This is a genomic window from Acidocella sp. (assembly GCF_052326845.1).
Taxonomy (GTDB): domain Bacteria; phylum Pseudomonadota; class Alphaproteobacteria; order Acetobacterales; family Acetobacteraceae; genus Acidocella.
Genome location: NZ_JBKQJR010000016.1, coordinates 1 through 2,537, shown reverse-complemented (window position 1 = coordinate 2,537; position 2,537 = coordinate 1). Strand labels below are relative to the sequence as shown.

Genomic DNA, 2,537 nt, shown 5'->3' with positions numbered 1-2,537 from the left:
TATCGGACCCTGGCCTTGCGCGAGGCGGTCGGCCACGATCCGGCCATCGCTTACCTTGCCGTGCTGCACGCCCTGTGCCTGAAGCTGTTCTACCGCTACGGCCTGGAGTCCTGCCTGGAGATCGAGCCCAAGAGCGTGATGTTTGGCGCCCAAGCGCCGGGCCTCGCCGACACGCCACTGGCGGCGCGAGTCGACGCGCGACACAGGCGTTGGGCCGAGCAACTGCCAGAGGATTCCGGTGAACTCTGGGATGTCCTCGGCGGCTTTGACACGGATAGCCGCGACGCCCTGTTCGCCCACTGCGTCTCGCTCACGATCAATGCGGTGGTGGAACCCTATAACCGGCGCCCCAAGGCGATTGCCCATGCAGACCGGCTGGCCCAAGCCGTCTCGCTCGACTTGGCTGCGGCAGGGTGGGCGCCGAGTGTCGACAATTATCTCGGCCGGATTTCAAAGGCGCGCATCCTTGAAGCGGTGCGGGAGGCAAAGGGGCAGGCCGCCGCCGAACGTATCGCCCACCTCAAAAAGGGGGAGATGGCGGCGGAGGCCGAGGCCCTGCTCATCGGCACCGACTGGTTGCCGGAACCGCTCCGTATGTCCGGCGTGCAAACGGCGGTTGCGGCGGATGAAACGGCTATCGGCGATCTTTCGGCTGAGCCCGATAATGATCATCCGGCCGACGAGGCCGAGGCGGTCGCCGCCGAATAAATTTCTCGGGCGGCGGCATGGAGGGGCTCGCGGGCGATCGCGGGCCCCTCTTGCCGTGAAAGGCTGGCCATGGGCGACAATGCACCTGATCTGGCGCGGCGACTGGCACGCAATGCCGAAGCGGTGTGCCGGTATTATTTATCCAACGGCCGCCGATCCGGCCGGTACTGGATGGTTGGCGATATCATGAACACACCGGGACGCTCGATGTACGTCCGCCTTTCTGGTCCAGAGATCGGCAAGGGGGCGGTCGGAAAATGGACCGATGCCGCGACCGGCGAACATGGCGATTTGCTCGACATCATCGGCAGGCGCCACGGGCTCACCCGCTTCTCCGATATCGCCGCCGAAGCATGGCGTTTTCTCGGACCGCCACGAGATGGCTCGCACACGGCGCCGCGTGCCTATTCCGCTTTCGCTCAGCCCCCGGCAGGATCGCCAGAGTCGGCACGCCGCTTGTTCGCGATATCGCAGCCAATTGTCGGCACAATCGCAGAGACGTATCTGCACGGACGCGGCATTACGGCTTTGCACGAAGCCGCCAGCCTCCGTTTCCATCCAAGCTGCTACTATCGCCCGCACCCGGATGCATCCGCCGAAACCTGGCCGGCAATGATCGCCGCCGTCACCGATCTCGGCGGCACGATCACCGGCGTTCATCGCACCTGGATCGACCCGTCCGGACACGACAAAGCGCCCATCGACACGCCGCGGCGAGCGATGGGCCATCTCCTCGGCAAGGGCGTCCTCTTCGGCACTGCCTCCGATGTCGTGGCGGCAGGCGAAGGGATCGAAACCATGCTGTCACTACGTTGCGCGCTGCCGAGCCTGTCCATGGTCGCCGCACTCTCCGCCAATCACCTTTCCGCCCTTTTGTTCCCGGCAACGCTGCGCCGCCTCTATGTGGCGCGCGACAAGGATGCGGCTGGCAACGCGGCATTCGCGACCCTGGCCGAGCGGGCGCAGGCAGCTGGGATCGTTGCGCTCCCCCTGTCGCCGGCGCTGCAGGATTTCAACGACGACCTCCGGTACCTTGGCCTTGCCGAACTTCGGGCAGCACTTCGGGTGCAGCTCGCCCCTGACGATGTGCCGCGATTCATGGGTGCGGTGGGCGATTGCGGGCCGGGATAATGGTGGCAGGCCTCCTCTGCGTAAGCCGCGGGGTTGAGATGATGTCCGCGTGCCGGAGAGAGCCTGGCCCACGGCCTTCTAGAGGGCGATCGGACGGCAAGCTGCCCGGCCCCGCAACGGCTTCAGGCGGCTATTTTCCGCCGCGCCCCAAGAGGGGCGCTTTGCATCGCGAAACAAAATAGCCGCCTTGCGCCGTCCTCCGCTTCGCTCCGGCCGCCGACGCTTCGCTCGGCGGTGCAGGCCCGGTCCGCCCGCCGTCAGGTGATCGCCACGAAGGCCGCGATGGGCGCGGCCAATCCGAGACGAGGCATCATCATGGCAACGCACCGCGACAATCCCGTTTTCGAGCCAGCGCACGCATCATCCCCCACCGACCACCTCCTCACCGAACTCCAGCTCTACGGCCATCGCCCCTTCCAGGACGAGCCCGACCCCAGGCCGCTCCCCGAACCCGAGATCATCGGCGGTGCCGTCGCCGACATTTTTGACGCCCTGGTCGCCACGCTGGGTGACACGCGCCTGGAGCCCGACCTCGAAGATCTGCTCTGGTCCACGGTCAACCTCTTCCACCGTGCCGCCGACCGCGTGCAACGCGCCCTGGACGACAACGAGGACGCCCAGAAGCGTAGCCAGAAGGAACAGGATGGCTCGGAGATCCGATCGGTCGAACTCGAACGCCTCACCGCCGAAGGTCAGAC

At 66.1% G+C, this 2,537-nt stretch carries 1 protein-coding gene and 2 pseudogenes; all 3 read left to right on the top strand.

Annotation, left to right across the window (positions count from 1 at the left end; all coding sequences use genetic code 11):
* Nucleotides 1–708: pseudogene (locus ACLPJJ_RS01055) on the top strand (DNA-binding protein); the annotation flags it as partial.
* A 69-nt stretch (nucleotides 709–777) separates the two neighbouring features.
* Nucleotides 778–1,839 (top strand): DUF7146 domain-containing protein, encoded by a 1,062-nt coding sequence (locus tag ACLPJJ_RS01050; protein ID WP_443588858.1) that lies wholly within the window; start codon nucleotides 778–780, stop codon nucleotides 1,837–1,839.
* Between the two features lie 315 nt (nucleotides 1,840–2,154).
* Nucleotides 2,155–2,537 (top strand): annotated as a pseudogene (locus ACLPJJ_RS01045) (hypothetical protein); the annotation flags it as partial.